Genomic DNA, 7,986 nt, shown 5'->3' on the forward strand with positions numbered 1-7,986 from the left:
CTGTTTAGAATCCGGCAAGAAGCGACTGGAGATCGGGATCGGGAAGCAGCGATTCGAGAGCCTTCACCACATCCTGATCATACAGGTCTGGCCGCTCCTTCAAGATGGCCAGGGCCTGATCCGGGGCCAAGGCTGCCCGGTACGACCTGGGTTTGATCAGGGCGCAGAAGGTATTCAGCACGCAGAGCATACGTGCCAGGGGAGAAATTTCTTCCCCGACCAGTCCCTTTGGGTATCCGCTCCCGTCCAGGAATTCATTGCACTGGATGATGGTCTCGCGGACCGGGAGTTCAAAATCAATGTCGTCGAGCATCTCCGCTGCAAATTGTACATGCTGCTCCACGGCCCTCCGTTCCTCGTCAGACAGCTTGCCGGGTTTGGTCAAAAGTTTCCTGTCCACAAAGAGTTTGCCTATTTGTGAAAGGGTCGCTGCAATCTCCAGAGTTTTGCGGTCGTTGGCGGCCATCTCCACGGTGTCACCCAGTCTTGCGGCCAATGTCTTAAGCATCTGGGAATGTCCCGCAAGATACGGATCGCTCATTTCAACCGCCTTGACCAGCGCCGAGATGGTCTGGTTGACGAGCTTCTCGGCTTTTTTCTCGTGTTCGGCTTCAATGGTCACATCTCTATAGACACACAGAATACCTCTTCGCTCGTCATGCTCGTCCCGGAACGGCACTTTGTTGATCTGGAAGATATGCTTCCGGGATTGGATGAAAACGGTTTCCCGGCACCCGATGACCGTGTTCTGAGCCATGGCTTCGTTGTCGGACTTTTTAAGTCTTCTTCCCGTATCGAAACCGAACAGCTCCCCGTCGTCCAGAGTGAGGATCTCGTGGATTTCCTTGCCCAGGGCGGACGCAAAGGTCTTATTGACATAGGTGTACCTCCCCCCATTGTCTTTGAGCCCGATGAGTTCGGGGACCGTTGCATTGATCGAGTCGAGAAAGTGTTTCTGGCGTGCGTTCTCGTCGGCCAGGGCTTTAAACTCTAGAGCGATCGACCGGCGTTCCCGTTCCATGATTGTCCACCAGACGAGGACTAAGGCCAGACAAGCAATCAGGGTCATGAGAACGGAGATAACGATTTCCCGGAGCATGCTGCCGCGCAGGTCTTTGGTGGCCACGCTTTCATCGATTTCTTCCACCACCCATATATCGAGTTGGGGGATTTTTTGACCAAGGGCATACACCCTGTTGTTTCCTCGCAATGATGTTCCCAAACGGATACTCATGTTCTGTTTCGTCATGAGCCCCTCTTTGGTTTCCAGCGTCCTGAATCCCTGGGCAAGCCAGGGAACGACCTCGCGGAACCCTTTTCCTTTTTGTTCGATCAAAAGAGTGTGCTCCCCCTGGTCGCGTCCCGGCCCCAGAGAGAGGATATCGTTCAGGTTCGTGGTGGCATTGATGGTGAGTATGGTCACGGCAACCGTCCTGATGGGATCGGATTGATCTGGCGAAAACACGGGGAGGTAAAGGTCCATCAGCAAGCCCTGATCGCTTTTCCGAAGGGGGGAGAATACGGCCTGACCCAGTTGGATCGTCTGTGCGATGAGCATTTTTTGGCTCTTTGACAGGGGCTGGTTGGTACGGGGGGCGTTGATGAACGGGGTTTCTTTGTGATTGACCACCCGTGCCGCCACAAAGCCGGAGAAGCCTGCGAATTCCTCGACCATCAGCTGTATGAGAGGCTGCCTGGAAAGAATTTCGGATATGGGGCCATCTTTATCGTGCGCTCGTTCCGGCAGGATCAATGCGGAGACGTCGCCGGCAAATTCGTCCACAGTGGTGCAGTACATGCGAAACATATCCGCTTCTGTGAGTCGTTTGCCCTGGTCGATGAGCGTTTCGATCCATGTGGAAATGGTGACCGTATGGCTGGTAGCCAATGTTTGCAGCTGGTTTTCTATCTGGCTGGACAGGGTCTTCTTTTTGGAATCAAGGCTCCAGTACAGGTAGACTCCCGAACCCGCTACGATCAGGACAATGAGTGCGATGCACAGGAGAATGCTCTTGTTTCTGAAGCGCACGGGGCAGGAGATAGTCCCGGTTTCTTCGGAGAACGTACAGGTGTTTTCCATGATTTTCACTCACCTTGTCGGGGTTGAATGTGGATGGATATGAAGCCACAGACCCGTTTCATTGAAAGAGTATTGGGGGCGGTAATGCTTGTAGACTCGATCCTCGAGCAGAAGGTCCGTCATGTTGTCGAGCACGTAGTTTGTCTTGGCGATGGTCAGCGTGAGGATCGCGTGGGTGATGTTTCTGATGGTGTCTTTAAGCACCACGATGCGCATGGTTGCAGGATCGAAGCCCATTTGTTTCAGCGCGAAATATTTGGTGATGGCGTAATCCTCACAGTCGCCGGATCTGGTGATGAACTCGAGGGGTGAAGCCCAATGGTCCCGTTTGCCGTATACGTCTTCATCGAGGATGTAGGGCCATTGGTTGAAAAATGCATTTACATCCTTTGCCTGTTTTAGGCGGGATTCATGAACAATATGTTTTTCGAGTTTTTTCCATCGGATCGATGCGGCCGGACAATCGGGAGACCCCGGTGTGCATGTTGAAAAAAAGGTGAATTCTTTTTTCCCGATGAGCATGATGTCCTTCCATCGTCCAAGGATGGAAAGATTGCCCCGCAAGTCCTTGAACCCGAACAGATCCCTTGCATGGACATTGCCGTGAACAGTGGACGCGACAAAGATCCATGCAAGGGTTATTGCAATGAAGGCCACCCTTTCACGGACAGCGCGAAGTCTCGATCCGTTACCGTTCTCGTAAGGCATTCTGCTTTGCTTTGAGGATGGGTTTGAGCAGATAATCGAGGACCGACTTATGACCGGTCAGGATATCCACGGTGGCTGTCATGCCGGGAATGATGGGCAACTTGTCCCCCCGGTAGACAATGGCGTTGCTCTCTGTTCTGAGCTTGACCTTGTAGAAGCTTTCTTCCTTGGCGTTCTGGATGGTGTCCGCGCTGATCTGCTCCACCTTGGCCGGAAGTCCTCCGTATATGGAGAAATCATACGCTGAAATTTTGACCATGGCCTTCTGGCCCGGGTGGAGAAAGGCGATATCTGCCGGGCGGATGTTGGCTTCCACGAGCAATGTGTCGTCAAGAGGCACAATCTCCATGATCGGTTCTCCCGGCCGGATCACCCCGCCTTGGGTGCTGATGATGATCTGTTTGATGGTCCCCCGGACCGGTGACCTGACTTCGGTTCGGGTGACCCGGTCCCTCCCCGCGGAAAGTGTCTCGATCAGAGAACGCAGTTCGACTCTGCGACGGTTGATCTCGTCCTGGGCCGCTGAAGCGAATTCCGCTTTTTTGCCGGCGATTCTTTGTTTGGCTTCGGCCGCAGCCTCTCTGACTCTGGGGATGGAGCTGGAAAGACTCTTTATCTCACCCTCCAGGGAAAGTACGTCCCGCTCAAGGCTCAGGTAGTCCACCTTGGGATAGAGATTCTTTTGCATCAGGGGCTTGGCGATGTCCCGTTGTTCTCTGGCTATCTTGAGGCTTTGAGCCAGCTGCTGCTTGCGGTCGGTCATCTCTTTGATTTCCTGACGTTTTTGCCGATATTGCGAGTCCAGGACCCTGATCTCGGTGTCCAGTTGTTTTGTTTTGGTTGCGTAGATGGCTTTCTGGTCCTCGATGAGTTGGGTGTCGGTGATCTCTTCGGGAAAAACGATGGGCCCGCCCTCTATCTCGGCCTGGAGTCTGGCAACGGCTGCCTTGTGTTCCATGGCCTTTGCCTCGGCGTCCCTGAACATGGACGCGGCCATCTCATTACTGATGCGTACGAGGATGTCTCCCTTGTTCACGATCTGGTTCTCGTTGACCAAAATATTTTCGAGAATGCCTCCCTCGAGGTTTTGGATGACCTGAATCCGTTGTGAAGGGATGACCTGGCCCGTACCTCGGGTCACCTCGTCCAGGACTGCAAAATGGGCCCATGCGACAAAGGCTGCAAATAAAATGGCGATGAGTGCGGAAAGAACATAGGCCAACCCGTGGCCACGGTTGAAAAAGGCGGCATCCACGTCGTTCATGTACGGGATGTCCTGCTGGCGGGTGCGTGCGGACATGATGTGATCCTGATTCAGGTGATTGCAATGTGGTTATTTTTTCTTGAGCAGTTCGACGACCTTGTTCTTGGGACCATCGGCAATGACCTGGCCGTCGTCCAGAACGATGAGTCTGTCCACAAGGTCGAGCATACTCATTCTGTGGGTGAACAGGATCAGGGTCTTGGCGGCCAGGATTTTTTTCAGACGTTTGCGCAGAAGGGCTTCACCCCCGTTGTCCATGGAACTGCTCGGCTCGTCCATGATGACGATGTCCGGATCAAAGAGCAGTGCCCTGGCTATGGCGATGGACTGGCGTTGCCCGCCTGAGAGGTACTGCCCCCGTTCACCCACCTGTAACTGGAACCCGGCCGGAGACACCCGAATGAATTCCAGGGCTCCCGAGGTTGCGGCCGCCTTGAGAATGGCCTGGTCATCCACCCACGGCGCGCCAAAGGCGATATTGTCCCTGACCGAGCCGTAGAACAGATAGACGTCCTGGGGTACGTAACCGATTTTGCGTCGGAGTCCGTTGGTATCCAGCTGGCGGATGTCCACGCCGCCGATTTCCACATTGCCCTCTGAGGGATGATACATGCCCAGACACAGCCGGGCAATGGTCGTTTTGCCCGAGCCCATCTTGCCGATGACGGCCACTTTTTCTCCCGGGCGGATGGAGAAGCTTGACCTGTTCAGGGAGCGGGTTTGAGTGTTCGGGTACTGGAAGGTGACTTCCTTGAATGTGATGGACGGTTCGAGGTCCTTGTGCTCGATACGGTCTTCCTGCTCGGATCGTTCGCTGGGTGTTTGCATGATCAGATCCAGGGACTTGAGGGCCACTCGTGATTGCTGGAACCTCGTCAGCAGCGCTGCCAGTGCACCAAGCGGAGCCATGGAACGTCCGACAAGAATGTTGCAGGCGATGAGCCCGCCCATGGTCAGCTCCCCGGCCGTGATCAGATAGACGCCCCAGATGATCACACACATGCTCACCAGCTGGGCCATGACCGTGGAAAAGGTGATGGAAAAATGGGCCAGCGACTTGGAACGTGCCGATGTGGCGGCGTTGGCACCGACCATTTTTTCCCATTTGGCCTGCAATTCCCCCTCGGCGATATTGGCCTTGATGGCCTCGATGCCGGCGAGCATCTCCACGAGAAGGGCATTTTTCTGGGCGGATTCACGCGCCCCCTGCTGGATGATCTTCTGAAAAGGGTATTGGGCGATGATCCCGACGATGAGCACGATGGGAATGGCTGCCAGAGGAATGAACACCAATGGGCCGCCCAGAAAATGGATGAACACGAGAAATACGGCCACAAATGGAAGGTCCACGATGGCCAGCAGGGTGGAGGAGCTGAAGAATTCTCTGAGGGACTCGAAGTCCCGCAGATTGTTGGCCAGGGTTCCGGTGGATTCGGGCCGGGCATCCAGGCGCATGGACATGACGTGCTGGATGAGACGACTGGCAATGATCACGTCGGCATTTTTGCCGGCAACATCCACAAAATATCCCCGAAGGTTGCGCAGCAGGAAGTCGAACAGAAACGCGACGGCCACACCGGTTGCAAGGACCCACAATGTATGCGTGGCGCTGTTGGGCACGACCCGGTCGTACACGTTCATGACAAAGAGGGGACTTGCCAGGGCCAGAAGATTGATGACCACGCTTGCGGTGATGACATGCCGGTAGATGGGGAAAAAGCGGAAGATGGTTCCCCAGAACCAGGATTTGGAGGTAAAAAAACGCATCTCCTTGACCCGATTATCCATCTTTGTCTTCATTGTTCCGAAGATGGTGTATCCGGTATACTCTTTGGCCAGATCGTCGATAGATAACGTATGGGTGGTCGTCTCGTTCTCCGGAAAGATGACGCTCCCCTGTTTGTCGTTAAGTGCCGTAAGCACACAAGCGTTGTCGTTTTTCAGGAGAAGCACGCACGGCAGGGTCAGGGGAGAGATGTGGCTCAGGTTAGTCCGTTTGACCAATTTGGCCGACATTCCGTTCTGTTCAGCGGCCCGAATGCACAGAGACGGTGGAAACGCGGATGCCTGGGGCAAACCCTGGACAAGGGTTTCCGGACTTTTGGGGGTGCCCACGGTTGAAAAAAGGATAGAGAGGGCTCCCAGAAGAGGCGGGGTGGTTTCTACCCGGGGGTGGGGACTGATAGATCCGACGGGCTGTGCAGCTTTTGAAGGTTCGGGTGGTGTTGTCGGGGGTGATTGCATGCCTTCCTCGCATTGAATGCGAATAATATCGGTTTGTTACACACTAATATAAAAAAGTGATAACTGTTGACCAAATTGATATTAATTACTATTAATAAATAAAAGCCTCATATTTTTTATTGAGGATTGCTTATAGCTTTCAAAATATATATGTAAGGTATTACCCATACGTCAACAATGAGAGCTTGTCCAAGGAATCAAATTCCGGATTGCTACCTGTGTTGCATACCCAAAGTAATATCTGGCTGCAGCAAAAAAATGCCAACCACTGCCATTAGGCGAACGGCATCCAGCAGGGTGCCGAGGGAGAAGTCATGGTCGCGAATGAAAAATCCAATCCAGTCAATGTAAAGTCTGAAGGTATGAATTCGGATCGAGCCGAACGCGAACCCATATCCGTAATTTTGCCCGAGCAGGTGGGAAAGGAGGCTGTCGTGTCCCTGGAAGCGGGGCGTCCTCTGCTTTTGGATTTTGATCCCACCGAAGCCGTGGCCGAGATGAATGGGGATGATCTGGTTCTCTCTTTTGGCGATGACGGCCGGATCGTACTCGAGGACTTTGCCCTCTGGTCGGAGGGGTCGGAAGCTGAAATGATCTTGCAGGATGGATCTTCCATTACAGCGGCCGATATTGCTGCCCTTTGGGATATCGAAGGACTCGAGCCGGCTGCCGGACAGGATGGCCCGCAAGGTGGTGGTTCCGGCGAGTATAGGGATGACCCCGGTGATATTCTGGACGGCGTGGATCGCCTGGGTACTCTTGGGCCTCGGGATGGGACGGAAGATAGCCCCGTAAACTTGGAGAGTACCGGTGCCGAAGAAGAGGCCGGGAACGATGTTCCCGATCTTGCGGACGATTTTGTGACCACGGCCGAAGATGTTTCGGTTGCAGGAAATGTGCTGACCAATGATACCATCCTTGATGGCGTGTCCGGCGTCGATGTCGGGCAAGGGCCGAGCAACGGTTCCGTGACCATTTCCGATGACGGCAGTTATGTATATACTCCTGATCCGGATTTCAACGGGACCGACTCTTTCACCTATGTAGTGACGGATACTGACGGTGATACCGTGACCGGTACGGTAACCGTCGGGGTTACGCCGGTAGTGGATACGGTACCCGACAGTGTGACCACGCCGGAAGACCAGGCCGTGACAATCCCGGTGCTCGACAATGACAATGATGTCCAGGGCGGGAGTATAACCGAAGTCACCCAGGGCGCAAACGGTACCGTGGCTGTCAATCCCGACGGCACGGTGACCTATACACCCGATCCCGACTATTATGGGGATGATTCGTTCACCTACACGGTCACCGATGGTGAGGGCAATGTAGCGACGGAAACGGTTTCTGTTACCGTGACCTCGGTCAATGACGACCCGGCCATTTCTTCCGACACGGGAAGCGTCACCGAAGACGACGGTGCGCTTCTAGCAACCGGCGGCGATCTGAATCTGACACCGGGAGTGGATGATGTGGGCCAAACGTTCACGGTCACCCCCCAGGGCGGAGACTATGTCGGAACCTTGACCGTCAATCCGGACGGTACGTGGGAATTCGGTGCGGACAACAATGATCCAACCATACAATCCCTGAATCAGGGAGACTCCCTGGTCCAGACATATGAAGTGACCGTGGACGATGGTCAGGGCGGGACGGACACACAGACCGTCGTGGTGACCATCAACGG

The 7,986-nt window shown here is 54.4% G+C and carries 5 protein-coding genes; 1 reads left to right on the plus strand and 4 read right to left on the minus strand.

The features are described from left to right. Nucleotides 1–4: 4 nt before the first annotated feature. From ACY692_RS13285 to ACY692_RS13300, 4 genes are read right to left on the minus strand one after another with little or no spacing between them, the layout of a single operon-like run. Entirely contained in the window at nt 5–2,080 is a 2,076-nt protein-coding gene (locus ACY692_RS13285) for an HD domain-containing phosphohydrolase (RefSeq protein ID WP_462325859.1), read from the minus strand. Nucleotides 2,081–2,089: 9 nt separating this feature from the next. Beyond that, a complete protein-coding gene (locus ACY692_RS13290; RefSeq protein ID WP_462325860.1) occupies nt 2,090–2,788 on the minus strand; it encodes a transglutaminase-like cysteine peptidase in 699 nt (232 codons plus the stop codon). After that, on the minus strand, nt 2,769–4,088 hold the full coding sequence (locus ACY692_RS13295; protein ID WP_462325861.1) for an HlyD family type I secretion periplasmic adaptor subunit: 1,320 nt from the start codon (nt 4,086–4,088) through the stop codon (nt 2,769–2,771). Before ACY692_RS13295 ends, ACY692_RS13290 begins: the two co-directional genes overlap by 20 nt. A 33-nt stretch (nt 4,089–4,121) precedes the next feature. Further along, nucleotides 4,122–6,296, minus strand: a complete 2,175-nt coding sequence (locus ACY692_RS13300) for a type I secretion system permease/ATPase (protein WP_462325862.1) — start codon at nt 6,294–6,296, stop codon at nt 4,122–4,124. Nucleotides 6,297–6,658: 362 nt separating this feature from the next. Here ACY692_RS13300 and ACY692_RS13305 point away from each other — a divergent pair. Further along, nucleotides 6,659–7,986, plus strand: a 1,328-nt coding sequence (locus ACY692_RS13305; RefSeq protein WP_462325863.1) for an Ig-like domain-containing protein, incomplete at its 3' end; no start/stop codon positions are given.

It is taken from the genome of Desulfoplanes sp. (assembly GCF_054921335.1).